Annotated in this window: 15 protein-coding genes; 7 read left to right on the top strand and 8 right to left on the bottom strand. The window is 73.2% G+C overall.

The annotated features are described in order from the left end of the window. Positions 1 to 6 precede the first annotated feature (6 nt). The gene (locus tag ACNNMR_RS29750) at positions 7 to 1587 is read right to left on the bottom strand and encodes a sensor histidine kinase (RefSeq protein ID WP_419997754.1); all 1581 of its coding nucleotides are present in this window, start codon (positions 1585 to 1587) and stop codon (positions 7 to 9) included. A 124-nt stretch (positions 1588 to 1711) separates the two neighbouring features. Here ACNNMR_RS29750 and ACNNMR_RS29745 point away from each other — a divergent pair, with 124 nt between their 5' ends. Next, positions 1712 to 2560, top strand: coding sequence for a protein phosphatase 2C domain-containing protein (locus tag ACNNMR_RS29745; protein ID WP_419997753.1), 849 nt, complete (start codon positions 1712 to 1714; stop codon positions 2558 to 2560). Positions 2561 to 2595: 35 nt separating this feature from the next. Here the strand turns inward: ACNNMR_RS29745 and ACNNMR_RS29740 are convergent, their stop codons facing one another. Then, a complete protein-coding gene (locus tag ACNNMR_RS29740) occupies positions 2596 to 3075 on the bottom strand; it encodes a MarR family winged helix-turn-helix transcriptional regulator (RefSeq protein WP_420000528.1) in 480 nt (159 codons plus the stop codon). Positions 3076 to 3335: 260 nt separating this feature from the next. Between ACNNMR_RS29740 and ACNNMR_RS29735 the strand changes: the two genes are divergently transcribed. Together ACNNMR_RS29735 and ACNNMR_RS29730 are read left to right on the top strand one after the other, a co-directional pair. After that, positions 3336 to 4223, top strand: a complete 888-nt coding sequence (locus ACNNMR_RS29735) for a lysozyme (RefSeq protein WP_419997752.1) — start codon at positions 3336 to 3338, stop codon at positions 4221 to 4223. Between the two features lie 96 nt (positions 4224 to 4319). Next, on the top strand, positions 4320 to 5138 hold the full coding sequence (locus ACNNMR_RS29730; RefSeq protein WP_419997751.1) for a lysozyme: 819 nt from the start codon (positions 4320 to 4322) through the stop codon (positions 5136 to 5138). Between the two features lie 65 nt (positions 5139 to 5203). On the opposite strand, the gene lon is transcribed toward ACNNMR_RS29730, so the two are convergent. Next, entirely contained in the window at positions 5204 to 7618 is a 2415-nt protein-coding gene (gene lon / locus ACNNMR_RS29725) for an endopeptidase La (RefSeq protein WP_419997750.1), read from the bottom strand. A gap of 137 nt (positions 7619 to 7755) precedes the next feature. Between lon and ACNNMR_RS29720 the strand changes: the two genes are divergently transcribed. From ACNNMR_RS29720 to ACNNMR_RS29705, 4 genes are all read left to right on the top strand, one after another. Next, the gene (locus ACNNMR_RS29720; RefSeq protein ID WP_419997749.1) at positions 7756 to 8433 is read left to right on the top strand and encodes a spermidine synthase; all 678 of its coding nucleotides are present in this window, start codon (positions 7756 to 7758) and stop codon (positions 8431 to 8433) included. A gap of 118 nt (positions 8434 to 8551) precedes the next feature. Continuing rightward, positions 8552 to 9322: a response regulator transcription factor gene (locus ACNNMR_RS29715; RefSeq protein WP_419997748.1), complete on the top strand. Its 771-nt coding sequence runs from the start codon at positions 8552 to 8554 to the stop codon at positions 9320 to 9322. 144 nt (positions 9323 to 9466) lie between these two features. After that, positions 9467 to 10588 carry a HAMP domain-containing sensor histidine kinase gene (locus ACNNMR_RS29710; RefSeq protein WP_420000527.1) on the top strand — a complete coding sequence of 374 codons (1122 nt, stop codon included), beginning with the start codon at positions 9467 to 9469 and terminating at the stop codon, positions 10586 to 10588. 376 nt (positions 10589 to 10964) lie between these two features. Then, positions 10965 to 14780: a multifunctional oxoglutarate decarboxylase/oxoglutarate dehydrogenase thiamine pyrophosphate-binding subunit/dihydrolipoyllysine-residue succinyltransferase subunit gene (locus ACNNMR_RS29705; protein WP_419997747.1), complete on the top strand. Its 3816-nt coding sequence runs from the start codon at positions 10965 to 10967 to the stop codon at positions 14778 to 14780. Between the two features lie 80 nt (positions 14781 to 14860). On the opposite strand, the gene fxsT is transcribed toward ACNNMR_RS29705, so the two are convergent. The 5 genes from fxsT to ACNNMR_RS29680 form a co-directional block, all read right to left on the bottom strand. Continuing rightward, positions 14861 to 17875 (bottom strand): FxSxx-COOH system tetratricopeptide repeat protein, encoded by a 3015-nt coding sequence (fxsT, locus tag ACNNMR_RS29700; protein ID WP_419997746.1) that lies wholly within the window; start codon positions 17873 to 17875, stop codon positions 14861 to 14863. An 80-nt stretch (positions 17876 to 17955) separates the two neighbouring features. Then, positions 17956 to 19098: an FxsB family cyclophane-forming radical SAM/SPASM peptide maturase gene (locus tag ACNNMR_RS29695; protein ID WP_420000526.1), complete on the bottom strand. Its 1143-nt coding sequence runs from the start codon at positions 19096 to 19098 to the stop codon at positions 17956 to 17958. Positions 19099 to 19256: 158 nt separating this feature from the next. Further along, entirely contained in the window at positions 19257 to 22616 is a 3360-nt protein-coding gene (locus ACNNMR_RS29690) for an SAV_2336 N-terminal domain-related protein (RefSeq protein ID WP_419997745.1), read from the bottom strand. Positions 22617 to 22621: 5 nt separating this feature from the next. After that, on the bottom strand, positions 22622 to 23644 hold the full coding sequence (locus ACNNMR_RS29685; RefSeq protein WP_419997744.1) for an AAA family ATPase: 1023 nt from the start codon (positions 23642 to 23644) through the stop codon (positions 22622 to 22624). A gap of 133 nt (positions 23645 to 23777) precedes the next feature. Then, entirely contained in the window at positions 23778 to 25658 is a 1881-nt protein-coding gene (locus ACNNMR_RS29680; protein WP_419997743.1) for a trypsin-like peptidase domain-containing protein, read from the bottom strand. Between the last annotated feature and the right edge of the window lie 28 nt (positions 25659 to 25686).

The raw sequence follows: 25686 nt of genomic DNA, 5'->3' as shown, positions 1-25686 counted from the left end.
CACCGCTCATGACCTCGCCTCGGGATACGAGGCCGTCTCCGCCGCGGCGGCTCTGAAGCCCTCCCGCGAACCCTGCTGCAACCCGCCGAGCAGCCGCCGCACCTCCACCGGATCCGCGGCCTTGCGCCGCGCGGCCTCCGCCGCCTGCGCACCCGAGTCCGCGGCGCGCGCCGGGGCCTTGGGCGTACGGCGCGGAAGGCCGCCCGCGGTCGGCTGCGCGGACGCCACCCGCTCCCACCGGCCGGTGTCGGCGGCAGCGGCGGCCGGGTGGGCGGTGACCGGCGCGGTGAACTCCTCGGCGGGGCGGGTGTGTTCCATCGCGTCCCGCCGCCCGCGCACAGCAGCCGCGCCGACCTGCGCCATCGTGTCTTCCGCCCGGTCCTCCACCACCCGCAGGCCGTCCACCGACGGCTGCTCGGGTACGGCGACGACCACCCGGGCCGGCAGCGCGACCTCCGCGGTGATGCCGGTGGCCTGCGAGCGCAGCTCGACCTGTACGCCATGCCGGGCCGCCAGCCGCGCGACCACATAGAGCCCTAGGCCGAGCGCCTCGCCGGGGGCAGGCCCCGGGTCGGGCTGGGTGAGGCGGGAGTTGAGCTCCGCCAGCCGGTCCGGCGGGTGGATGCCGATGCCCTCGTCCCGGACGGTCAGCAGCAGCCGGCCGTCGGGCAGCAGCCGCCCGGCGAGCTCGACCTGCGCCTCCGGCGGGGAGCAGGCGGTGGCGTTCTCCAGCAGCTCGGCCAGCAGGTGGCCGGTGTCGCCGGAGGCGAAACCATTGAGCTGCACCTCGGGGAGGCCGCCGACGATGTGCACGCGCTGATACGCCTCGATCTCGCCGACGGCGGTGCGCAGCACGTCGATCAGCGGGAGGTGCTCGCGGCGCGGGCCGCGCTGGTCGGAGCCGGCGAGGACGAGGAGATTCTCGCTGTGCCTGCGCATGCAGGCGGCGAGGTGGTCGAGCTGGTAGAGGGTGTCGAGCCGGTCGGGGTCCTGCTCGTGCTCCTCGAGGTCGTCGATGAACGCGAGCTGCCGCTCGACCAGGCCGAGGGTGCGCCGGGAGAGGCCGACGAAGGTGCCGTGCACGGCTTCCTGCAGGCCGGTGATGCGCTGGGCCAGCGCGGCCCGCTCGCGGAGCAGGGTGTCGCGCTCGATGGTGTGCGCCTCGCGGGTGTCGTCGAGCTCGGCGCGGGCCGCGGCGAGCTGGGCGGCCGTGCTGCCCGGGGCGGCCGCGCCTTCGCCGCCCGCTCCCGCGCCGCTCCGGTGGCCCGACCTGCGCAGTGCGTACGCGCCGATGCCGATGGCGAGCGCCAGGCAGAGGGCCAGCAGCGCGCCCTGGAGCTGCAGCGCGGAGGCCGCGTCCGAGGCGCTCGCGCCGGAGGGGGCGCCGCGCAGGTCCCGTACGGCGGCGGCCATGCCGGGGGCGCCGGCCGCGAGGACGGCCACGCCGACGATGGTCAGCGCCGCGGCATTCCGGGTCTTGCCCGGCATCCGGTCCGCTCCCGCACGCCTGCGCCGCCGCGCCGCCGCCCGCCCTTCGTCGCTGTGCACCCGCTCCCCCTCCCGCCGGAACTCGGCTCGTCCGCTCACCGAGTTGACACTTTCAGCACTGCTCAACGACGCGGAGGCATATGCACATCCGTCACACGAAGGAGTGAGAGACGTGCTAGGGGCGGTCGGATGTGCTGTATGGGAGGCCAGGCAGACTGGGCTCATGCGCGTTGAACTGGCTTGTCTTCCCGGGAACCCGGACGTACCGAATGAGGACTTCGCGGCCGTGTCCTTGCCGTCCTCCGGCAGTGGCGGCAGCGTCGTGGTCCTGGACGGGGTGACGCCGCCGGCCGACGGGGACACCGGGTGCGTGCACTCCGTGCCGTGGTTCACCGCCCGGCTGGGTGCGGCGCTGCAGGAGCTGGCGGGGGTGCGGCGGGAGCTGACGCTCGCCGAGTGCCTGGCGGCGGCGATCGGGCGGACCGCGGACGCGCATCGGGCGACCTGTGACCTGTCGCATGTACGGACGCCGCAGGCCACGGTGGTGGCGGTGCGGTGGGACGAGGAGCGGGTGGAGCACCTGGTGCTGTCGGACTCGGCGCTGCTGCTGCGGTCGCCGGACGGGCAGTTGCGGACCGTGCTCGACCGCCGGCTCGCCGAGCTGCCGCCGCCGCTGCGGGCGCTGCGCGACGAGGTGCGGGCGCTGCCGCGCGGGTCGGCGGAGCGGGAGGCGCTGGGGCGGGAGTACGGGCGCGCGGTCGAGGGGCTGCGCAATGCCGAGGGCGGCTTCTTCACGGCGGCCGCGGACCCGGATGCGGCGCGGCGGGCGGTGACCGGGTCCACGCCTCGGGCGGAGGTGGCCGGGCTGGCGGCGCTGACGGACGGGGCGACGCGATGGACCGAGGTCTTCCGGCTGGGCGACTGGGAGCAGCTCTTCGCGCTGCTGGCGAAGAAGGGGCCGGGCGAGCTGATCGAGCAGGTCAGGGCGGCGGAGGCGGCGGATCCTGAGGGGCGTACGCATCGGCGGGGGAAGGCGCGTGATGACGCGGCGGCGGTGCTTGTGGAGCTGTGATGGGGAGCTGGAAGGCGCTCACCCCGTCGACTCGTTCACCCCGTCGACTCGTTGAACCGCCCCAGCAGCCGTGCCAGCTCCGCCACTTCGTCGTGCTCCCAGCCGCCCAGCCGCTCCACATACCGCGCATAGCGCGCCGCGCGGACCCGGTTGACCCGCTGGGCGCCCTCCGGGGTGAGCACCAGCAGCGAGGCGCGGCCGTCGGCCGGGTCCGGCTCGCGGGTGACCAGGCCGAGCTCCTCCAGGGCGCGGAGCTGGCGGCTCATCGTGGCCTTGCCGACGCCGAAGAAGCCGGCCAGCTCCGACGCGCGCTGCACGCCGCCGTCGGCGAGCCGGACCAGCAGCCCGTACGCGGCGGGCTCGAGCTCCGGGTGGACCTCCCGGGCCATCTCACCGGAGGCCGATCTGGCGCGCCGGTAGAACAGCGTCAACTCCCGTTCCAACGCGAGGAAAACGTGGTCCACACCATTCCCACGATCGGGCTGCGCCGCCTCGGCGGCGCCGGTCTTGTGCACGTCAGGGCTCTCTTCCGGCTTCCAGATGATGAAAGTTTTCTTCAGCTGCCCGGGTAGCCGCAGCTCCGTCAGAGTTTCGCAGGCGTAGACCAACGGCACCACCTGGACCCTCTTCCGCCACCCGCGCGCCACCTTTACCGTCTTTACTCAGCACCAGCAGTGACATGGCCACACCAATCGACAAGTCGCCCTACCGGCTTGCCGATCGGCACCCCCCACGCTTTCCGGTCCGAGGCACCCCCACCACCCCGGAGGTAAGCATGACTCCCCGTACAGGGTCACGCCTGGTCAGACGCACCACACTCGGCGCGATCAGCACGGTCATAGCGTCACTCGCGATGATGCTCGGCATGTCGAGCCCGGCCGCGGCGGCGCCGGACGCACGCGGCAACGGCGCCAGTGGACGCGCGTCGACCCAGAGCCCCAGCGCCGACGAGATCAAGCCCGGCGAGGCCTACATGGGCGTCGGCGTCCGCGCCCACGAGCCCGGCAACCAGAACGCGAACCCGATCACCCCGATGGCCACCGTCGAGGGCGTGGACGTCTCCAGCCATCAGGGCAACGTCGCGTGGTCCACTCTGTGGGGCAACGGCGTCCGCTTCGCGTACGTGAAGGCCACCGAGGGCACCGGCTACACCAACCCGTACTTCGCGCAGCAGTACAACGGCTCGTACAACGTGGGCATGATCCGCGGCGCCTACCACTTCGCGCTGCCGAACAGGTCCTCCGGCGCCACCCAGGCGAACTACTTCGTCGACCACGGCGGCGGCTGGTCCAAGGACGGCAAGACGCTGCCCGGGGCGCTCGACATCGAGTACAACCCGTACGGCTCGACCTGCTACGGGCTGAGCCAGTCGGCCATGCGCAGCTGGATCACCTCCTTCATCAACCAGTACAAGGCCCGTACCGGCCGCTACGCGTCGATCTACACGACCACCAACTGGTGGACGCAGTGCACAGGCAACTACGGCGGGTATGCCTCCAACAACCCCCTGTGGATAGCCCGGTACGCCTCCAGCCCGGGCACGCTCCCGGCCGGCTGGGGCTTCTACACCTTCTGGCAGTACACCTCGTCCGGCGCCGTCGTCGGCGACCACAACAAGTTCAACGGCGACATGACCCGGCTGAAGGTGCTGGCGACCGGCTGACCGCGCCGCCGCCCCCCCATCACCGCCGGCCTCCCGGAGCTGCTCCTCCAGGAGGCCGGCGGATCAACAAATCCCCCCACGAAAGGCACCCTTGCCATGACCATGCCCCGAATACGCGGCACCCTCCTGGCTGCCGCCTCCGCCGCCGCCCTCCTGGCGACCGCCGGCACCGCCCAGGCCGCACCGCTCAACGACACCGACGGCGTCCAGCGCGGCGAGGCGTACATGGGCATCGGCGTCCAGGCCCACGAGCCGGGCAGCCCGGTCGAGAACCCGGTCGCCCCGCAGGCCACCACCGAGGGCGTCGACGTCTCCAGCCACCAGGGCAATGTGGACTGGCCGGCGCTGTGGAACAGCGGCGTGAAGTTCGCCTACGTCAAGGCGACCGAGGGCAACTACTACAAGAACCCGAACTACGCGCAGCAGTACAACGGCAGTTACGACGTCGGCATGATCCGCGGCGCCTACCACTTCGGCACCCCGAACGACGCCAGCGGCGCCGAGCAGGCGAATTACTTCGTCGACAATGGCGGCGGCTGGTCCAAGGACGGCAAGACGCTGCCCGGCGTCCTCGACATCGAGTGGAACCCGTACGGCGACGCCTGCTACGGCAAGTCGGCCGCCGACATGGTCGCGTGGATCAAGGACTTCGTGAATACGTACAAGTCCCGCACCGGACGCGACCCGGTCATCTACACGGCGACCAGCTGGTGGAAGGACTGCACCGGCAACAGCGCCGAATTCGGCGCCACGAACCCGCTCTGGATCGCCCGCTACAACTCCTCCCCGGGCGAACTCCCGGCCGGCTGGGGCACCCAGACCATCTGGCAGTACACCTCCACGGGCCCGATCGTCGGCGACCACAACCAGTTCAACGGCGGCATCGACCGCGTCCAGGCGCTGGCGAACGGCTGACGACAAAGAAGTGGCGGCCCTCCCCGGACCCGCACTCCGGGAGAGGACCGCCACGTTGCAGCGGCTTACGCCGCGACCGGCACCCGCGGCTCCGCATCCGCCGTCGCCGGGGTCAGGGCGATGTCGAGCACCTTGCGCACGTCGGACACGGGGTGCACCTCCAGCTTTTCGAGGACCTCGGCCGGGACGTCGTCCAGGTCGGGCTCGTTCCGCTTCGGGATGATCACCGTGGTGACGCCGGCCCGGTGCGCGGCGAGCAGCTTCTGCTTCACGCCGCCGATCGGCAGCACCCGCCCGGTGAGCGACACCTCGCCGGTCATCGCCACGTCGGTACGGACCTGGCGCCCGCTGAGCAGCGAGGCCAGCGCCGTCGTCATGGTGATGCCCGCGCTCGGGCCGTCCTTGGGCACGGCGCCCGCGGGGACGTGCAGGTGCACGCCGCGGTCCTTCAGGTCGGCGACCGGCAGCTCCAGCTCCGCGCCATGCGACCTCAGGAAGGAGAGCGCGATGTGCGCCGACTCCTTCATGACATCGCCGAGCTGCCCGGTGAGGGTCAGCCCCGAGCCGCCGGACTCCGGGTCGGCGAGGGACGCCTCGATGAAGAGCACGTCGCCGCCGGCGCCGGTGACCGCCAGGCCGGTCGCGACCCCGGGCACCGCCGTACGCCGCTCGTCCGGGTCCTGGGCGGACTCGGGCGTGTGGTGCGGGCGGCCGATGAGCGGCCGCAGCTGCCGGGCGCCGACCGTGAACGGCAGTTCCTGGTCGCCCAGTTCATGCTTGGCCGCGACCTTGCGCAGCAGCCTCGCGATGGACCGCTCGAGGTTACGGACGCCGGCCTCGCGGGTGTACTCCCCCGCCAGCTTGCGCAGCGCCTCGTCCTCGATGGTGACCTCGCCGGACTCCAGGCCCGCGCGCTCCAGCTGCCGCGGCAGCAGGTGGTCACGGGCGATGGTGACCTTCTCGTCCTCGGTGTAGCCGTCGAGCCGGACCAGCTCCATGCGGTCGAGCAGCGCCTCCGGGATGGCCTCCAGGACGTTGGCCGTGGCCAGGAAGACGACATCGCTCAGGTCCAGCTCCACCTCCAGGTAGTGGTCCCTGAAGGTGTGGTTCTGCGCCGGGTCGAGGACCTCCAGCAGGGCCGCGGCCGGGTCGCCGCGGAAGTCGGAGCCCACCTTGTCGATCTCGTCCAGGAGCACGACGGGGTTCATGGACCCGGCTTCCTTGATGGCCCGGACGATGCGGCCGGGCAGCGCGCCGACGTACGTACGCCGGTGCCCGCGGATCTCCGCCTCATCCCGTACGCCACCAAGGGCGACGCGGACGAACTTCCGCCCCATGGCGCGGGCCACGGACTCGCCGAGCGACGTCTTGCCGACGCCGGGCGGACCGACGAGCGCCAGCACGGCACCCGCGCGCCGCCCGCCGACCAGGCCGAGCCCGCGCTCGGTGCGCCGCTTGCGCACCGCCAGGTACTCGGTGATGCGCTCCTTCACGTCATCGAGCCCCGCGTGGTCGGCGTCGAGGATCTCCTTCGCGCCCGCGATGTCGTACGCGTCCTCGGTGGTCTCGCTCCACGGCATCTCCAGGACGGTGTCCAGCCAGGTGCGGATCCAGCCGCCCTCGGGCGACTGGTCGGAGGAGCGCTCCAGCTTGTCGACCTCCTTGAGGGCGGCCTCGCGCACCTTCTCGGGGAGGTCGGCGGCCTCCACCCGGGCCCGGTAGTCGTCGGAGTCCTCCTCGTCGGACTCGCCATTGAGCTCGCGCAGCTCCTTGCGTACGGCATCGAGCTGCCGCCGCAGCAGGAACTCGCGCTGCTGCTTGTCGACGCCCTCCTGGACGTCCTTGGCGATGTCCTCGGCCACGTTCTGCTCGGCGACATGCTCCTTCAGCCAGGCGGTGGCGAGCTTCAGGCGCGCGACCGGGTCGGCGGTCTCCAGCAGCTGGACGCGCTGCTCGACACTCAGGAAGGGCGAGTAGCCGGAATTGTCGGCAAGGGCGCCCGGGTCGTCGATCTGCTGCACCCGGTCCACGACCTGCCAGGCGCCGCGCTTGCGCAGCCAGCCGGCGGCGACGGCCTTGTACTCCTTCATCAGCTCGGTGACCGAGCCGGGCAGTGGGTCGGGCGTCTCGTCGTCGATTTCGGTGCCCTCGACCCACAGGGCGGCGCCTGGTCCGGTGGTCCCGGCGCCGATCTTGATCCGGGTGACGCCGCGGATGAGCGCCCCCGGATCGCCGTCCGCCAGCCGGCCCACCTGCTCGACGCGGCCGAGGACACCGGTCCCCGCGCACGAACCGTCGACCCGCGGCACCAGCAGCACCCGCGGCTTGCGCCCGGCGCCGCGAGCGTCGGCCTGCGCGGCCTCGACGGCGGCGCGCACCTCGGCGTCATTGAGGTCGAGGGGCACGACCATGCCCGGCAGCACGACCTCGTCGTCCAGCGGCAGGACGGGCAGTGTCAGCGGTGTGTACTCAGCAGCCATGATCTCCCCTTCGGCATCCAAGTTGAGTTATGTCGACTCAATGCTGGGGAGCCTCAGGATGTTCCCCCGGGGGCGTTCGCTGTGAGCGATCAGGGGGATTGGCGGCTTGGCTACCCTCGTCAGCCATGGAGGCAGGCATGGAATTCCCCCCGGAGACCCTGGACCGCCGCGAGGGCCCGTACGGCGAGGTGGCGCTGCGCCGCCGCACGTCCGGCGAGGCGGCGACGTACGAGATCATCGCGAACGGCTGCTTCCTGATGGACACCTCCGACGGCCGCTCCGAGCGGCTGCTGATCGATGCGGCGCTGGCCTCGCTGGACGGCCGCCCGTCCCCATCGGTGCTGATCGGCGGCCTCGGCGTCGGCTTCTCGCTCGCGCACGCCGCCGCCGAGCCGCGCTGGGGCGCGATCGCGGTGGTGGAGCGGGAGCAGGCGGTGATCGACTGGCATCTGGAGGGACCGCTCGCGGAGATCAGCGGGCCCGCGCTGGCCGACGAGCGGGTCCGGATCGTCACCGCCGACCTCGTCGAGTACGTGCGGACCGCCCCTGTCGCGTACGACGCGCTGTGCCTGGACATCGACAACGGCCCGGACTGGACGGTCACGGAGGACAACGGGTCGCTGTACTCCCCCGCCGGGCTGGCGGCCTGCGCGGCCCGGCTCACGGCGGGCGGAGTGCTGGCGGTCTGGTCGGCGCAGCCGTCCCCGGCCTTCGAGGAAGCGCTGCGTACGGCGGGCTATGCGGATGTTCGCACAGAGCAAATTCCGGTGGAACGGGGCGTTCCGGACGTAGTCCACCTTGCCAAGCGGCCCTGACGGCAACGTTATCCACACCGTGTAGCCGAGCCCACCGCCAGGCACATACGCTTCTGCCCAGCAAATCTGACCGACGGGGACCCGGCACTCTTGCCGAAGACCAGCGGGGGCGGCACCCATGACGCGGCTACACCACGAATCCACACACCTCACCTCCGCGCACAACGCGAGCGCGGCGGGGAACCCCGGCCTGCCTCCGGCCAGACGAGTCCTCCTGGTCGAGGACGACCCGACCATCGTCGACGCCATCGCGCAGCGGCTGCGCGCCGAGGGCTTCGAGATCCGTATCGCGGGCGACGGCCCCGCGGCCGTGGCCGCCGCCGCGGAGTGGGAGCCGGACCTCCTCGTCCTCGATGTGATGCTCCCGGGCTTCGACGGCCTGGAGGTGTGCCGGCGGGTGCAGGCGCACCGCCCGGTGCCCGTCCTGATGCTCACCGCGCGGGACGACGAGACGGACATGCTGGTCGGCCTCGGCGTCGGCGCTGATGACTACATGACGAAGCCCTTCTCCATGCGCGAGCTCGCCGCCCGCGTGCATGTCCTGCTGCGCAGGGTGGAGCGGGCCGCGCAGGCCGCCGGGTCCCCGCGCGACGGCGACACCATCCGGCTCGGCGAGCTGGAGATCGATCACACCCAGCGCCGGGTCCGCGTCCATGGCGCCGATGTGCATCTGACGCCGACCGAGTTCGACCTGCTGGTGTGCCTGGCCAACCAGCCGCGCGCGGTCCTCTCCCGCGAGCAGCTCCTGGTCGAGGTCTGGGACTGGGCGGACGCCTCCGGGACCCGCACGGTCGACAGCCACATCAAGGCCCTCCGCCGCAAGATAGGCGCCGAGCGCATCCGTACGGTCCACGGCGTCGGCTATGCCCTGGAGCCGGCCACCGCCTAGTTACGCCCGGTGCTGGTGCGCCCAGCGCGTACCAGCCCGCGTCAGACGTAAGGGACCAGCGCGATGCACGACCCCGCCCCACAGCCTCCCGTGCCCGGCGTCCGGCCGCGCCGGCGGTCCTTCCGCGCGTACGTGGACGGGCTGATGGCGCGGCTGTGGACGGCGATGAAGCCGATCGACCCGTTCCGGTCGCTCAAGGCCGCCCTCAGCGGCCTGGTCATGGTGTCCGTGATCATCGCCACACTGCTGGTCTTCGTCGCCATCCGCTCCTCCACGGAGCTGCGGATCGCCACGATATTTTCGCTGATCGCAGCCCTGCTGATCACGCAGTTCGTGGCGATGCGGCTGACCCAGCCGCTGGACGAGATGACCGAGGTCACCCGCTCCATGGCGCACGGCGACTACACATCGCGGCTGAACACCGGCCGCCGCGACGAGTTCGGCGAGCTCGCCGTGGCCTTCAACCGGATGGCGGGCGACCTGGAGGCCGCCGACCGGCACCGCAAGGAGCTGGTCGCCAATGTGTCGCACGAGCTGCGCACCCCCATCGCCGCGCTCCGCGCCGTGCTGGAGAACGTGGTGGACGGCGTGTCCGCCGCCGACCCGGACACGATGCGCACCGCCCTGCGCCAGACCGAGCGCCTCGGCCGGCTGGTGGAGCAGCTGCTCGACCTGTCCCGGCTCGACAGCGGCGTGGTGCCGCTGCGCGCCCGCCGCTTCGAGGTGTGGCCGTATCTGTCAGGGGTCCTGAAGGAGGCCGGGCTGAAGCAGGGTGCGTACGGGCCGGTCGGCCCCGGCCTGGGCGGCAGCATCGACGCGCCGAACCCGCGGCAGCGGCCGCGTCGCGATGTCAGCCTGCACCTGGACGTGGCGCCGCCCGGCCTCACCGCCAGCGCGGACACCGAGCGGCTGCACCAGGTGGTGGCCAACCTGATCGACAATGCCGTGAAGCACAGCCCGCCGCACGGCCGCGTCACCGTCCGGGCCCGCGGCGGCGAGGCGGCCGACGGCCTGGTGCTCGAGGTGATGGACGAGGGCCCCGGCATCCCGGAGGCCGAATGGCACCGGGTCTTCGAGCGCTTCACCCGCGGCCAGCAGCAGCCCGAGGCGCATCTCCCGGGCCGCGACGGCGGCACCGGACTGGGCCTGGCGATCGCCCGCTGGGCCGTGGACCTGCACGGCGGCCGGATAGGCGTGGCCGAATCCCCTCGCGGCTGCCGGATCCGCGTCACCCTCCCGGGGGTGCTGCAATCTCCCGGGGGCTGACCCCCGGACCCCCAGCAGGACAAGCAGGCTCACCGCCCGAACCCGGGGCCGCACCGGAGTGGCTGATTCCACTCACGACTGCCCAATGCGCGTCACCCTCCCGGGGGTAAACGGGATGCAAAATTGACGTAGGGTTCGAACCGCGGGCGGTCATCCGGCCCGGAGGGGCAGCGGCGCGGCGCCGTGGCTCGATTTCGGCCTTTCCCGGTGCGGGCAAACCGTGTGTGTTTCCCGCCAAATCGCGGCCTCAAACCCCGGAGTCTTTGTGACTTGCACGACCTCTGCCCAAGGGGGCCTGCACCGAACCCGGTCAGGGGCGTAGCCTTGTTTTCCGCTGTCCATCACTCAAGTGAAGCGGAAGAGGGCGGTCCAGGCCGTGTCTGCAAAGTCCCCCAATAGCTCGAGCGTCTCGACCGAAGACTCAAGTCAGGGCCGAGACCCTGCCGCGGCTTTCGGACCCAACGAGTGGCTCGTCGACGAGATCTATCAGCAGTACCTCCAGGACCCGAACTCGGTGGACCGAGCCTGGTGGGACTTCTTTGCCGACTACAAGCCAAGCGCCGCCGGCACCGCACGGGCCGCGGAGGCCGCAGCCGCGGCGCCCACCGCCCCGGCCCAGACCGCACCGGCACCGGCCGCCCCGGCCCAGCCGGCCGCACCCGCCGCGCAGCCGGCGGCCCCGGCCCAGCCGGCCGCCCAGGCCCCTGCCCCGGCAGCCCCGGCAGCGCCCGCGCCCGCCCCGGCCGCCAAGCCGGCCCCCGCCGCGAAGCCGGCAGCCGCCGCTGCCAAGCCGGACGAGGCGAAGGCCGACGAGGCCCCCGCCGGCCCCGAGCTGGTCACCCTGAGGGGCCCGGCCGCCGCCGTGGCGAAGAACATGGCCGCCTCCCGCGAGATGCCGACGGCCACCTCCGTCCGCGCCGTCCCGGTGAAGCTGCTCTTCGACAACCGCATCGTCATCAACAACCACCTCAAGCGCGCCCGCGGCGGGAAGGTCTCCTTCACGCACCTCATCGGGTACGCGATGGTGCAGGCGATGAAGCTGATGCCGTCGATGAACCACTCCTTCACGGAGAAGGACGGCAAGCCCACCCTCGTCAAGCCGGAGCACATCAACCTCGGCCTCGCCATCGACCTGGTCAAGCCCAACGGCGACCGCCAGCTCGTCGTCGCGGCGATCAAGAAGGCCGAGACGCTGAACTTCTTCGAGTTCTGGCAGGCCTACGAGGACATCGTCCGCCGGGCCCGTAACAACAAGCTCACGATGGACGACTTCTCCGGGGTGACCTGCTCGCTCACCAACCCCGGCGGCATCGGCACCGTGCACTCCGTGCCCCGCCTGATGCCCGGCCAGTCGGTCATCCTCGGCGTCGGCGCGATGGAGTACCCGGCGGAGTTCCAGGGCACCTCCCAGGACACCCTGAACCGGCTCGGCATCTCCAAGGTCATGACCCTGACCTCCACGTACGACCACCGGGTGATCCAGGGCGCCGCCTCCGGCGAGTTCCTGCGCATCCTGCACCAGCTGCTGCTGGGCGAGAACGGCTTCTTCGACGAGATCTTCCAGGCCCTGCGCATCCCGTACGAGCCGGTCCGCTGGCTCAAGGACATCGACGCGTCGCACGACGACGACGTGTCCAAGGCCGCCCGCGTCTTCGACCTGATCCACTCCTACCGGGTCCGCGGCCACGTCATGGCCGACACCGATCCGCTGGAGTACAAGCAGCGCAAGCACGCCGACCTCGACATCACCGAGCACGGGCTCACGCTGTGGGACCTGGAGCGCGAGTTCGCCGTCGGCGGCTTCTCCAGCCAGTCGATGATGAAGCTGCGCGACATCCTCGGCGTCCTGCGCGACTCGTACTGCCGCACCACCGGCATCGAGTACATGCACATCCAGGACCCGAAGCAGCGCAAGTGGATCCAGGACCGGGTCGAGCGCCGGCATGACAAGCCCGAGCGCGAGGAGCAGCTGCGCATCCTCCGCCGCCTCAATGCGGCCGAGGCCTTCGAGACCTTCCTGCAGACGAAGTACGTCGGCCAGAAGCGCTTCTCCCTGGAGGGCGGCGAGTCCACGATCCCGCTCCTGGACGCCGTCCTGGACGCGGCCGCCGAGTCCCGTCTGGACGAGGTCGTCATCGGCATGGCCCACCGCGGCCGCCTCAACGTCCTCGCGAACATCGTCGGCAAGTCGTACGCGCAGATCTTCCGCGAGTTCGAGGGCAACCTCGACCCGAAGTCGATGCACGGCTCCGGCGACGTGAAGTACCACCTGGGCGCCGAGGGCACCTTCACCGGCCTCGACGGCGAGCAGATCAAGGTCTCGCTCACCGCCAACCCCTCGCACCTCGAGGCGGTCGACCCGATCGTCGAGGGCGTCGTCCGCGCCAAGCAGGACGTCATCGGCAAGGGCGGCACAGACTTCACGGTCCTGCCGGTCGCGATCCACGGCGACGCGGCCTTCGCCGGCCAGGGCGTCGTGGCCGAGACCCTCAACATGTCGCAGCTGCGCGGCTACCGCACCGGCGGCACCGTCCACGTGGTCATCAACAACCAGGTCGGCTTCACCGCTCCCCCGGAGTCCGCGCGCTCGTCCATGTACGCCACCGACGTGGCCCGCATGATCGAGGCCCCGATCTTCCATGTGAACGGCGACGACCCCGAGGCCGTCGTCCGAGTGGCTCGCCTCGCCTTTGAGTTCCGGCAGGCGTTCAACAAGGATGTGGTCATCGACCTCATCTGCTACCGCCGCCGCGGCCACAATGAGTCGGACGCCCCGCAGTTCACCAACCCCAAGATGTACTCGCTGATCGACAAGAAGCGCTCGGTGCGCAAGCTCTACACCGAGTCCCTCATCGGCCGCGGCGACATCACCATGGAAGAGGCCGAGCAGGCGCTGCAGGACTTCCAGGGCCAGCTGGAGAAGGTCTTCACCGAGGTCCGGGAGGCCACGGCCGCCCCGGCCCCGGTCGAGGTCCCGGCCGCCGAGAAGGAATTCCCGGTCGCCGTCGACTCCGCGATCACCCAGGAGGTCGTCAAGCGCATCGCCGAGTCGCAGGTGAACATCCCCGACCACGTCACCGTCCACCCCCGGCTGCGCCCGCAGCTGGAGCGCCGGGCGGCCATGGTCGAGGACGCCACCATCGACTGGGGCATGGGCGAGACCCTCGCCATCGGCTCGCTGCTGATGGAGGGCACCCCGGTACGGCTCGCAGGGCAGGACTCCCGCCGCGGCACCTTCGGCCAGCGGCACGCGGTCCTCGTCGACCAGAACACCGGCGAGGACTACACCCCGCTGAATTACCTCGCCGAGGGCCAGGCCCGCTACAACGTCTACGACTCGCTGCTCAGCGAGTACGCGGCGATGGGCTTCGAGTACGGCTACTCCCTTGCCAGGCCCGAGTCGCTGGTGATGTGGGAGGCCCAGTTCGGCGACTTCGTCAACGGCGCCCAGACCGTCGTGGACGAGTTCATCTCCTCGGCCGAGCAGAAGTGGGGCCAGACGTCCGGCGTCACCCTCCTCCTCCCGCACGGCTACGAGGGCCAGGGCCCGGACCACTCGTCCGCGAGGATCGAGCGCTTCCTGCAGCTCTGCGCGCAGAACAACATGACGGTCGCGATGCCCTCGCTCCCGTCGAACTACTTCCACCTGCTGCGCTGGCAGGTCCACAACCCGCACCACAAGCCGCTGGTCGTCTTCACCCCGAAGTCGATGCTCCGGCTCAAGGCGGCGGCGTCGACGCCGGAGGAGTTCACCAACGGCGGCTTCCGCCCGGTGATCGGCGACAATTCGGTGGATCCGGCGGCCGTCCGTAAGATCGTCTTCTGCTCCGGCAAGGTCTACTACGACCTCGACGCCGAGCGCCAGAAGCGCGGCCTGACGGACACCGCGATCATCCGCCTTGAGCGGCTGTACCCGCTGCCGGCCGCGGAGATCCAGGCGGAGCTGGCGAAGTTCTCGGGCGCCGAGAAGTTCGTGTGGGCCCAGGAGGAGCCGGCCAACCAGGGCGCATGGCCGTTCATCGCCCTGAACCTGCTGGACCACCTCGACCTGATCCTCGGCTCCGAGCCGGTCCCCAACACGGACCGCCTCCGCCGCGTCTCCCGCCCGTCGGGCTCGGCCCCGGCCGTCGGCTCGGCGAAGCGCCACCAGGCGGAGCAGGCGGCGCTGGTCGCGGAGGTCTTCGACCTCTGAACGAGGCCGCTTAGGACCCGCTTCCGTTACGGACCGGAGCCCGGCCCCCTCACCAAGAGGGGCGCCGGGCTCCGGCCGTATCACGTCAGCTGCGGCTCGAAGTCCCAGTACGGCCGCTGCCCCGAGCGCATGTACTCGACCTGCCGGTGCCGCGGCCCGTACGCCGCCTCCAGCGCCTCCCTCGCCTGCCGCTCCAGCTCGGCCGCCTCCTCGGTCTCGCCGAGCCGGTGCAGGTCCTGTGCCAGCCCCGCCATCAGGTTCAGCGCCAGCACATGGCGGGCGCCCACCGCCTCCGCCGCCCGCCCGATGGCGTCCCGGCCCAGGGCGGCGGCCTCCTCGACGGCGCCGCCGGCCGCCAGCGCCGCGGCGCAGTTCAGCGCCGCGCCCACGGCCCACACATGGTCGCGGCCGATGGTCCGGTCCAGCTCCTCCATCGACTTCCGGGTGCCGCGCAGCGCGCTCTCCGTACGGCCCTCGTCGAGCTCCATCAGCGCGCAGTTGTTCCGCGCACCGATCGCGTACGGATGCATGGCGCCGAGCGTGGCCGCATACGTCTCCGCGGTCTCCTCGGCGAGCGCGCGGGCCGTGTGCGGGTTGCCGATGGCGCGCAGCAGCATCGCGTAGTCCATGGAGACGTGCAGCGCCTCCGGGTGGGTGCTGCCGCGGCGGCGGATGAGCCGGTCGCGGACCGAGCGCATGAGGGCCTCGGCGGAGTCCTGGTTGCCGTCGCGGCGCAGGCACAGCGCCAGGTTGTGCTCGGCCTGCAGGGTCTGGGTGTGGTTGCGGTCGAGGACCTGGCGGTGCAGCTGCGCGTTGTGGTCGGCCAGGCCACGGGCCTCGCGGAGCTCGCCGAGCAGCCGCAGCATCCAGGCGGTGTTCAGGCCGGAGTTGAGGGTGCGCTGGTCGCGCGGGCCCATCAGGCCCACCCGGTCGTCGAAGAGGGCCCGGTGCAGGTCGTACGACTCGCGGTAGCGGCCGCGGAGGCCGAGGGCGAGGGCGAGGTTGCTGCGGATCTCCAGGGTGCGCGGGACCTGGCTGCTGCCGAGCCAGTCGGTGGCGTTCTGCGCCGCCTCCTGGTAGAGCTCCTGCGCCTCGGCGTACTTGGCGCGGGCCAGCAGGGTGCCGCCGAGGCCGTTCTTGGCCCGCAGCACCTCGATCCCGCGGGCGCCCGGCACGGCTGTCAGCCGGTCCAGTATGGCGCGGCCCGCGGTCTCGGCCTCCTCGTACCTGGCGAGCCGGCACAGCATGTCCGCCTCCTGGTGCGCGGCCACGAGCACGGCCCGCTCGGTGGGCCCGTACGCCTCCCGCCACCGGTCGAGCACCGTGCGCGCCAGCGCCCAGCCGTCCTGGTATTCGCCGCGGGTGCGCAGGTATTCGATGCAGTTCAGCACCAGCTCGCGGACGTCCTCGTCCTGGGAGTCCAGGGCGCCGGACGGCTCCAGGTGCGGGAGGAGTTCGGCATAGCGGGTCCAGTGCAGCGGGGATCCTGGCTCCCGCGGGTCCGAGGCGACCAGGACGTTCGCGGCGATGGCGGCGTTCCTGCGGATGGCCTCCGGCGGCAGGTTGCTGCGTACGAAACGGTGGAAGATGCGGTGCATCCGCAGGGTGGCCACGCTGACGGTGTCCCGCCGCGGATCGGTGTCGTAGTCGAGCCGCATCGAGGTGACCTCGGAGATGGTGCGCAGCGCGGCGTTCCAGCTGCTCGTGTCCCCGACCAGGCGGGCGAGATGGGGCGGCAGGTCGCGGGCGCGGGCGGAGCGCAGCAGCCATACCGGCACGACGTCGGGCGAGAAGAAGGCGAGCAGCGTCAGCAGCTCGTACACATCCGGCTTGTGCCGCTCCAGGCTGCCGAGGGTGATCGCCCAGCCGACCTGGAAGGCGGGCGGGGCGTCGGGGGACTGCACGACGCCGAAGTCGTTCGGGTCGCCGTGCTTGAGGTTCTGCAGGTAGTCGGGGATGTCGAGGGCCTTGTTGGCGTCGATCCAGGCGGTGATCTGGTCGATGAGCAGCGGCAGGTCCTGCAGCGTCTCGCCGAGCTCGCCCGCCTGTTCCTCGGTGAGCCGCAGGCAGCGGCGGCAGGCGAAGGCGATGGACTCGTCGCGCTCGAAGGAGCCGAGCTCGATGGGCTGGGCGCCCTGCTCCATCCAGTCCGCGGAGTGGGCGGTGATCAGCACATGGCCGCGCCCCTTGGGCAGCAGCCCGGCCAGGGCGGCGGGGTCGTCGGCGCTGTCGAAGACGATCAGCCAGCGGCCCGACCGGTCGGCCTCCAGGGCCCGCCTGACCGCCTCGATCTGCCCGGCGAGCTGGTCGCCGTCCCCGAGCCCGACCTCGGCGGCCAGCCCCGCGAACGCCTCCCTGGCGCCCGCCTTCGTGCCCGCGTGCACCCACCAGACGAGGTCGTAGCCCCCGGCGAAGCGGCGCGTGTACTCGGCGGCGACCTGCGTCTTGCCGACGCCGGGCGGTCCGTACAGCACCACCCGGGTGCCGCTGTCGTCCTCGGCGAGCGCGTCGTGCAGCTGCGCGAGCAGCTCCTCGCGGCCGGTGAACTTGGCGTTGCGGTCCGGCGAGTTGTCCACCGCGGGCGGGTATTCGGGGAAGCGCAGCGCGCGCTCCAGGCTGACCGGCTGGCCCGCGGCCACCCCGACGGCGCTGAGCAGCCGGTGGCGGGCCTCCTCGGGGCCGACGCCGCGGAGCGTGGCGGCGCCGAGCGTGACCGCCTCGGGCGGCAGCGGGCGGGTGGTGACGGAGACGGTGCCGATGCGGTCCCGGTAGGCGGGCATGACCTGGCGCAGCACGTCGGCCCACTGCCGGGACCGGCCGGTGTCGAAGCGCAGATACCAGTCGGCGAGCACCAGCAGGACCTTCCCCGGGGCCTGCAGGAAGTCGGTGATCGCGGAGACCGCGGGGGCGCGGCGCAGCGGGTCCCAGCGGACGAGGCTCACCTCGCAGCCGGCCCGGGCGAGTTCGCTCTCGATCCACTTCGCCCACGAGTGGCTGGTCCCCGCGAAGACGACCGTGACGTGCGGAGGCGGCTCAGGTGGCTCCACTGGGCTCATCGAATCCTCCGGCTCGGCGCGGTGGCGGTGTCCGGACACGTCAGCACGTTAACCGATTGTGCATCAGATACGGGTCAGTGCCCGGGCGTTGGGCTTGGGCGGGCGGCTCACCGGGCGGCTCATGGCCCACTTTCGGCCAGCCGCGCGGCGATGTGCCTGATCAGGTACTCCAGGTCGGCGCAGTAGACGCTGCGGTGCGTGAAGCCGTGGGCGGGGTGGTAGCGGTGCGCGTAGTGCCCGCCGCCGCACACCTCCCCGACCGGGCAGGCGCGGCAGGCGTCGGCGAGGGCGCGACGGGGGTGGCGGCGGGCGGCGACGCCCGCGTGGGTGGCGGCCGCGTCGAAGGAGTGGCGGAAGACGTCGAGGCCGGTGGCGGCGGCGCCCTGGTGCGCGGACTTGAGGGTGTCGGTCTGCTCGATGGCGCCGTCGGTGTCCACGACGACCGCGGCGGAGGGGGCGAGGCCGACGGTCTCGGCGGTGCTGGGGGCGCCGAGGAGGAGGGCGAGGATCTCGTGGAAGAGGCGGATGCGGGGTGCTGCCGGTCCGTCGTGCCACCAGCGGTCGAAGGCGGTCGCGAGCCATTGGCCGTACGCATCGGGGCTGCCCTGCGGGCGGGGCGGCGGCGTCGCCCAAGTGGCATGCGGCAGCAGCAGGTCGAGCATGGGCGGCTGGAGTGCGGCGAGGGAGTCGTACACCTCGACGGGGTCTGCGGCGATGTCGACCGCGCACAGCAGGCCTGCCCACGCGGCGGGGCGCTCGGCGAGCAGCCGGGCGGCGCGGTGGGCCGCGGGCCAGGAGGGGCGGGCGGCGTGGTCGGTGCGGCGGCGGTTGAGGCGGGCGGTGCCGCCGTCGAGGCTGAGGCCGATGCGGATGTCGGCGACCGCGAGGGCGTCGAGGGTGGCCGGGGTGAGGAGGGTGCCGTTGGTCTGGACGGTGGCGGCTACGGCGCAGCCGGGCGGGGCGGCGGCGCGGACGGCTTCGGCGTACGCAAGGACCTGGCCGGGCCCGCCGAGCAGCGGCTCCCCGCCGTGCAGTTCGATCCGTACCTCCGGCAGCCGGTGCGCGGCGGCGTGCTCGGCGATGTGGGCGGCGGTGCGGTGCATGACGTCGCCGGAGGCGCGGTGCGGGCGGCGGCGCCAGGAGTCGTCGGCGCCGCGGTAGACGTAGCAGTAGGTGCAGGCGAGATTGCAGCGGCTGTGGACCTTGAGGACGAACTGGCGGAAGGCGTCGGCGTGGTCGCCGCTGTCGGCATCCGGCGGCAGATCGCGGCGCCCTGCCGGGGAGTTCTCGTGGTACGCGAAGACCCGCCCGGGCGCGGCGGCGCGCTCGCGCAGGCCGGGAAGAGCGGCGGCGAGCTGCGGGGGTGTGGACGGTGCCGTGTCGAGGAGGCCGGTGAGGTCCGGCAGGGGTATGCCGGGGGTCACTCGGGGCCTGCTTCCGGGTCGGGGACGGGGCGGGCTTCGGCGTCCGGCGGGGCGTCCGCCGCCGCGGAGTCGCGCATGTACCGCTCCAGCGCCGCGTCGCGGGCCGCCGCGGCCCGCTCCGGTCCGACGATGTGCGTCAGTACGGCGACGCCCTTCCGGGACGCGTCCAGGGCCAGCGGGAAATCGCGGACCTCCAGGGCATACGCGATGGCCCGCTCGTAGTAGCTCCACGCCTGCCGCTGCCGCTGATGCCCCGGGAGCCTGCCGGTGACATCGGCACGCAGCAGCCAGGCGCGGGCGAGCTGGTGGGGATCGTGGGAGTTCTCCACCACGGAGATCAGCGAGCCCTCCGCCTCGTAGAGATCCGCGGGCGCTTGCGTATGGTCGAAACGCTGCCGCAGCGCGGTGGCGAACAGCAGCCTGCGTTCCGGCAGTTCCGGATCGGACGGCGGGGTCTCGTCCAGCACCTCGCGCAGCACCTCGACGGACCTGGGGCTTCCCTGCCGCAGCAGGAGCCGGCCCACCAGGGCCAGCAGCCGGGGAAAGCCGGCCGAGCCGGGGGACACGGCCTGGAGCGCGATGTCCACGACGTCCAGGACGAGTTCGTTGGCTTCCTGGTCCTGCCACTCGATGCGGGCCGCGCGGTCCAGGCAGGCGAGCAGCGTCTCCTGGCCGACGCCGGCGACATCCCTGGCCGCCGTCAGCGCATCGTGTACGGCCGACCGCTCAGCGCCCGGCACATCGGCGAGCCGGTGCGCATCGGCCAGGTCGAGCAGCGCCCTGATCCAGTCGTCGACGGGCCAGCTCTCCAGCCGCAGGTCCATGCCCTTGCGCAGGTCCCGGACGGCCCCGCCGGCCCACTTCACCGCATCGGCGGCCGGCGGCGACACCGGCCGGATCCCGGCCACGTCCTCGCCCGCCTGATAGCGCGCCAGGTCCAAGCCGAGCCGCGCACGGGTGAACAGCACCGTCCGCTGCCAGGCGGGCTGCTCGCCCGGCCGCCCGAGGCGCGCCTCGACCACGTGCAGCGCCCGTACGGCACCGGTGAGGGGGACGGTGAACGCCTCGTCCGGGTCCTGCCCCGGCAGGCCTCCCGACGGCGACCTCGCCAGCCGGGCGCCGGCCGCCGCCAGCCGCCGGCTCGCCCCCGCCCGGATCACCCCGGCGGTCAGCACCAGGCCCATCGGCGCGACTTCCGCCGGCAGCCGGAGGGCGTCGTCGAGCACCCGCTCGGCGAGCGTGAGCAGCCGGACCAGCGCCAGGTCCGTACCGTCGCGGCCGGGGGGCAGCCCCTCGTCCTCCAGCTCGGACGCCAGCCAGCCGGGCAGCACGCCGCAGGCCGGCCCGGCGTCGTTGACCGCGTCGGCCATCGCCGCGTACACCCGGCCGAGCGTCAGCAGCGCCACCGCGTCCGTACGGGCCGACGGGCTCGCGGCCTCCCACGCCTCCCGGAGGTCCTGCGGCCGCCCCGCCGCCTCCCAGCGCGACAGCAGCGCGTCCGCCAGCTGTACGGGCGGCCCGGCCTGCCGGAACAGGCCGATCGCCGAGTCCAGTTCGCGGATGAGCGCGGTCGCCTCGTACCGGTCGAGGTGCCGCCGCGCCTGCACGCGCACCGCGTCGCGGTCCGGCGGCTCGGGCCGCGGCACCGCGCCTCCGCCCGGCCGCACCACCGGCCGGAAGCGGGCCAGGACCGCCTGCGTCACCCGGGCGAACGCGGCGGGCACGGGGCGCTGTTCGCGGTCGTCCGCACTCCCGCCCACGCCGCCGATCGCGGGGCCCGCCGTCCCGGAGAGATTCGCCACCGCCACCGCCGCGAAGTTCCGCGCCCGCCGCCCGTAATGCTGCTCCACGAACGCCGAGCACTGCTTCAGCACCAGCGCCGCCTCGCCCTCCGTCAGCAGCTTCAGCAGCTCCTCGCGTACGGAAGGGAGGAACTCGAACCACGGCCCCTCGTCCTCACCGGCCGGATCGCCCGACTCGCCCGACTCGCCCGCCTCCTCCCCCGCCGCCTGCCGCCGGAGCAGCCCGCTCAGCAGCACCTCCGCCAGCACCTCGGCGCCCGTGCCCGGCAGCATCGCCCGCTGCACCAGCCGCATCACCGGCAGCCACAGCGGCACCGCCGACAGGAACACCGCCAGCCGCACCGCCTCCTGCGAGTCGGCCTCGGCCCGGAAGTCCTGCACCAGCTGCCGCGCCGGGACCTCGGGGCCCGGCAACTCCTGCGCCGCCTCGGGGTGGTCGGCGTAGACAAGACCCGCCGCCGCGTTGACGGACCTGGCCCGCCCGCCGCCGACCAGCCGCGCCCACCCGTCGAAGGCGGCCCGCGTCGGCGCCAGCACCGGCACCACGGTCCCGCTCGTCTCCGCAGCGCCCTCCAGCTCCATCGGGACCCCGCCCGCAGGCGTAAAGGTGAGCCGCCCGCAAGGCCCCTCGCCCCGGTGCAACACCCCGAACCGAGCAGGCAGCTGGGTATCCGCCCACATCCCCTCCGGCAGCGGCTGCACCACCGCCACCGGCGCCGTCGCCGCCCACGCGTGCAGCCAGCGCTGCATCCGGCCGCTGCGCCACGCGGGCCCGGCACAGTCACTCAGTACGAGCGTGAGCTGCCGCCCCGCCGGGTCGGCGAGCCGCGCCGGACTCCCGCCGTCGGCAAGCCGCAGCACCCCGTCCTCGCCGGCCTCCAGCCACGCCACGTCCACTGCGGCGAACGCCCCGGTGGCTTCGAAGACCTCCCGCACCTCGTCAAGCAGCTGTTCCCACACCACCGTCGACGACGACCGGTCCATCACCAGCCGCACCCGCGCCAGCCGCCGCGACCGGGCCCGCAGCACCGGCACCACAACACCGCTGTCCGCGGCCCGCTCCGCCGTCGCCTGCTCGTCGAGGAAGACGCCCGGCTGCCGCCCCGGCGGCCGATAGCGCACCAGCGGGCGCAGCGCGCGCTGCAGCGGCATCGCGGCCGGCAGCACGGACGCCGCCGGCAGCCGTACGGATACGTACTCGGCACCCTCGCCAGGACCGCCGCCCTGGCCGCCACCGGGACCTGAGCCTCCTGCCCCCGGACGCGCGGGCGGCACAAGATCGGCGGTCCCACCGGGCGTCCCCGACGGCGCATCAGACCGTGTGTGCCCCCGGGCACGCCCCTCGCCCGCCCCCGGCTCCGAGTTGGCCGGTTCCTTTCCCCCGGCCGCGTCAGCGGCCACCGCCGAGTCCGTCGGCGTCGCGTACTTGGCCAGCCACAGCGACTCGGCGACCTCCCTCGCGGTCAGGTCGAGCCCCGCCGCCGCCAGCCGCCGCAGATACGCCTCGAGCCCGCCCTCCGCGGGCCCGTGCGCTCCCTCCTCCGCGGCCGGCATCCTGCTCACCCCTGGCTGCCGTCCGGCCCCGAGAGCAGCAGCGTCGCGAGGTGCCTGCGGTCGCCCGGCGCGCCGCCCGGGGTGGCGCTGCGCATGAGGTAGATCGCGTTGAGCAGCCGGTCGGCGGCGCGTTGGGCCGCGGGTGCGGGGGCGCCGTCGGCCGCCTCGGCGAACTGCCGGATGACATCGCCGTACTCGCTGCTCGCCGCGTCGCCGAAGTGGGCGCGCACCATGGCGGCGAGGCGGGCCTCGCCCGGCCGGTCGAGGTGGACCTGGATGCAGCGGCGCAGCAGCGGCTCGGGGAAGTCGCGTTCGCCGTTGCTGGTGATGACGACGAACGGGAAGGCGCGGCAGCGCACCTTGCCGTCGAGCACGTCGACCTGGCGGCCGTCGTCGTCCTGCACCGGTACGGGCGTGCCGGGCTCGGCCGTCCGCTGCAGCTCGGGGATCCGGAACTCGCCCTCTTCCAGGACGTTCAGCAGGTCGTTCGGCAGGTCCACATCGCTCTTGTCGAGCTCGTCGACGAGCAGCACGCGGGGCAGCTCGGCGGGCAGCAGCGCCGTGCCGAGCGGGCCGAGGCGCAGGTAGCGGCCGATGTCGCCGTGGATGCCGGGGCGGGCGTCGGCGCGGTCCAGCTGGGCGTCGTGCAGCCGGCCGATGGCGTCGTACTGATACAGCCCGTCGCGCAGCGCCGTACGGCTGACGATGGGCCACTGCAGCACCCGGCCGAGGCCCAGTTCGTACGCGACGGCGTGCGCGAGCGTGGACTTGCCGGCGCCGGCCGGGCCGGTGACGAGCAGCGGGCGGCGCAGGTACAGCGCGGCGTTGACGCGCTCCAGGACCGTGCTGTCGAGGGACGGCTCGGCGTGTTCGTAGTCGCCGAGCCGGCGTCGCGAGGACGGCTCGACGTCCGGCGGCGGGCCGCAGAGCGGTTCGCCGTCGAACGTACGCCACGGCGGCGGGAGGGGCAGACCCGCGACTCTGTCGTGCGGGGCTCCCGCGCCTTTGAAGATCAACCAGTCGGTCACTGGGCCTCGCTCCTCGTCGGGTACGGCGGGGCGGCTGCGATGGCGCGGTTCCCCATTCCATACCCGCGCCCAGCTCCGGTAACGGCGGTTTTCGGCCGAGGGTGACGGCATACGGCGATCTGCGCAGTCGCGGTCACGGTGACCTCACCGTCCGGCGTACGGGCGGTCTCGCCGGGTCCTCGTACAGCAGCGCGACGCCCTTGAGGGAGTGGGCGATGCTCTGCTGCTTCCCATGGCGGTGGCGGGTGTCGCGCAGCCGCTCGGGCAGGTCCTGCGCGCGGCCGGTGCCGAGCAGCACGTCCACCGCCTCGAACATCGGGCCGCAGTGTTCGTGGCACTCGCTGCCGTGCTCACCCGCGGTCTGCCACAGGGCGATCCCGTATCCGGCGCTGAGCACCCCGTCGATGATCTTGCGTCCTTCGCCGCGGGCGGCGGGGCGGCAGGACACCGGGACCGTACCGCCGCGCTGCCCGGTCAGGTCGGCGGCGGCCATCGGGCGGCGGAGGGCGAGCGCGGTCAGCCCGCCGTTCCCGGGGGCCTGGTGGTCGTCCCGGCGGGCGCCGCCGCCCGCGGCCCTGACCACCACCTGCCGCTCGGCACCCAGCGCCAGCGCCGAGCCGGGCACCGCCCATCGGTGCGCGGCCAGGTCGAAGTGGTCGGTGGGCAGCACGAACTCGACCCGGGCGCGATAGCCGCCGATGTCGAGCCGGGCACACGCCGCGGCCAGCGGCGGCAGCAGCGCCTCGCGCAGCCCGGCGGGCGTGACGCCCTCCGGCGACCGGTCGCGGGCGGGGATCCCGATGCCGCCGCGGCGGTCGTCGGTACGGATCTTCCAGCGCAGCCGCCCGTTGCCCCAGGCGGCCGGCTGCACCTCGACCGTCACCACCGGCCGGTGGTCCTCGGTGCGGCCCGCGCCGGTCAGATCGGCCGGGAGCCGGACCTCGGTGATGAGCTTGCGCATGCTGGGCCCGGCGCGCAGCGCGCGGTCGCCGGCCCACCGCAGGGCGGCTTCGGCCGCGGGCGGCACCTCGTCCGCGACGGGGTGCGCGGCTACGGCGACGTGCGCGGCCATGGCGAGATAGACCAGATAGCGCAGGAAGGCGACGCCGTCGGCGTCCTGCGCGTCGTGCAGCCGCCCATAACCGTCCCGCCAGGAGGCCGGCCCCGCGTACTGCCGGGACTCCCCGAACGCCTCGTCCACCAGCCGGCCGACCAGGCCCGGCGAGTCCGGCGGCGGGAGCTCGGCGAGCAGCCCGAGGGTGGCGAAGCGGTCCTCCGCGGTCCACTCGGTGCCATCGCCGGGACCGGGCCGCCCCGCGGCCGCCGCCTGCACCTCCCGCCACGCCGGATGGTCGCGGTGCCAGCGGTCGTGGGCGCGCAGCAGCTCGGCGTACGGGCTCTCCGCCCCGAGCAGCTCGCCGCCGCCTGCCCAGACCCGCCGCCAGCGGGTGCCCGCCAGCGCACCGAGGCCGATCGCGAGGCCGCCGTCGCGCCCGAGGTCGCGGCGGGCCTGGACGACGCCGACGACGGCGCCGCGGACCGGGTCGGCGACGGGGCCGCCGGAGGCGCCGGGGCGGACGTCCTCGCCGCGGATCAGCGCGTACGCGTGGTCGCCCTCCGGGCCGCCGTACTGGTAGATCCGCCCCCACCATTCGCTGCGCCCGGCGGGGCTGGGCGGGCGGCCGTACGCGGTGATGTCGCCGACGGACGGGTCGACGCGGTCGCACAGCCAGGCGCAGTCGTTCTCGACGTCGTCCAGGAGCCGGACCAGGGCGAGGTCCCCGGCCGGGTCCCCGGGGTCGCCCGTGCTGGTGGTGTAGGCGAGCCGACCGGCGGCGGACCAGGCGTCGCAGGACACGGCGAAGATGGCGTCCTCGCGGACGGCCTCCAGCACATGCGCGCAGGTGAGCACCCAGCCGGGCGCCACGCAGAACCCGCTGCCCCACACCACGCCGCCACCCGCGGGTCCCAGCGCCACCGTGGTCGACCGGCACAGGGACTCGAGGTCAGGCATGCCCGATCTTCTGTATCCGGTGCGCCAC

Origin of the sequence: Streptomyces boninensis, assembly GCF_048572725.1 — a bacterium.
GTDB classification, from domain to species: domain Bacteria; phylum Actinomycetota; class Actinomycetes; order Streptomycetales; family Streptomycetaceae; genus Streptomyces; species Streptomyces boninensis.
The sequence above is the reverse complement of the archived record's forward strand: the minus strand, read 5'-3'. Positions and strand labels throughout refer to the sequence as shown.

What these genes read in the sequence shown, in the direction of transcription:
- ACNNMR_RS29745 (WP_419997753.1), top strand. Translation starts at nt 1,712, where the DNA reads ATGCGCGTTGAACTGGCTTGTCTTCCCGGGAACCCGGACGTACCGAAT.
- ACNNMR_RS29735 (WP_419997752.1), top strand. Translation starts at nt 3,336, where the DNA reads ATGACTCCCCGTACAGGGTCACGCCTGGTCAGACGCACCACACTCGGC.
- ACNNMR_RS29730 (WP_419997751.1), top strand. Translation starts at nt 4,320, where the DNA reads ATGACCATGCCCCGAATACGCGGCACCCTCCTGGCTGCCGCCTCCGCC.
- lon (WP_419997750.1), bottom strand. Translation starts at nt 7,618, where the DNA reads ATGGCTGCTGAGTACACACCGCTGACACTGCCCGTCCTGCCGCTGGAC.
- ACNNMR_RS29720 (WP_419997749.1), top strand. Translation starts at nt 7,756, where the DNA reads ATGGAATTCCCCCCGGAGACCCTGGACCGCCGCGAGGGCCCGTACGGC.
- ACNNMR_RS29715 (WP_419997748.1), top strand. Translation starts at nt 8,552, where the DNA reads ATGACGCGGCTACACCACGAATCCACACACCTCACCTCCGCGCACAAC.
- ACNNMR_RS29710 (WP_420000527.1), top strand. Translation starts at nt 9,467, where the DNA reads ATGGCGCGGCTGTGGACGGCGATGAAGCCGATCGACCCGTTCCGGTCG.
- ACNNMR_RS29690 (WP_419997745.1), bottom strand. Translation starts at nt 22,616, where the DNA reads ATGCCGGCCGCGGAGGAGGGAGCGCACGGGCCCGCGGAGGGCGGGCTC.
- ACNNMR_RS29680 (WP_419997743.1), bottom strand. Translation starts at nt 25,658, where the DNA reads ATGCCTGACCTCGAGTCCCTGTGCCGGTCGACCACGGTGGCGCTGGGA.